At 45.5% G+C, this 898-nt stretch carries 1 protein-coding gene and 1 pseudogene; both read left to right on the forward strand.

Annotation, left to right across the window (positions count from 1 at the left end; genetic code table 11):
• A pseudogene (locus tag ACUU1I_RS20810) lies at nt 1-286 on the forward strand (hypothetical protein); the annotation flags it as partial.
• Nucleotides 287-457: 171 nt separating this feature from the next.
• Nucleotides 458-787, forward strand: coding sequence for a DUF496 family protein (locus ACUU1I_RS20815; RefSeq protein WP_000450409.1), 330 nt, complete (start codon nt 458-460; stop codon nt 785-787).
• The last annotated feature ends 111 nt before the right edge of the window (nt 788-898 follow it).

Consider the following 898-nt stretch of genomic DNA (forward strand, 5'->3'; position numbering starts at 1 on the left):
CCATTTCGTGTTATTGAACGCGTAAAAACTTCGTGATACCCAGCACATGATGCAGCAAATACTGCTGAGCCTTGTTCATGCGCTGTACGAAGGTAATCCGCAGCCGGTTTTTGCCAATACGGAAAAATTGAACGATGCTGTGGAAGAGCTGCGTCAGTTGCTCGATAACCACCATGACCTGAAAGTCGTGGAAACACCAATCTATGGTTATGTGTGGCTGAACATGGAAACGGCACATCAGCTTGAGTTGCTATCGAATCTGATTTGCCGGGCCTTGCGCAAATAATTCCTGAACTTCAGAATCATCTTGCTGCTGCTTCGATTCAGCAAGGATAAAGGGTATGATAGTGAAAAGGGATAAAAGCATTGTCATCTGCGGCAGCTATGAGTAATGTTGGCCCTAACGAATAGCGGTTGCTTAAACGAATCCGACTCTCACATTATCAGGGGTATAAAAATGGAAACTACCAAGCCTTCATTCCAGGACGTACTGGAATTTGTTCGTCTGTTCCGTCGTAAGAACAAACTGCAACGTGAAATTCAGGACGTTGAGAAAAAGATCCGTGACAACCAGAAGCGCGTCCTGTTGCTGGACAACCTGAGCGATTACATCAAGCCAGGGATGAGCGTTGAAGCAATCCAGGGCATCATCGCCAGCATGAAAGGTGACTATGAAGATCGCGTTGACGATTACATCATCAAAAATGCCGAGCTCTCCAAAGAACGCCGCGATATCTCCAAAAAGCTGAAAGCTATGGGCGAAATGAAAAACGGCGAAGCGAAGTAATTCCCGTTTTATTCAATGAGGGTTGCCCGGCAACCCTCATTGCTCATTGATTCTTATCTGTGTATCACCGTCATCATTCTCATCTGAGAACCAATCGAAATTAACAACAGC

Source organism: Shigella sp. SIG3, assembly GCF_053555855.1.

Coding starts and splice junctions, on each gene's coding strand:
- ACUU1I_RS20815 (WP_000450409.1), top strand. CDS start 458: ATGGAAACTACCAAGCCTTCATTCCAGGACGTACTGGAATTTGTTCGT.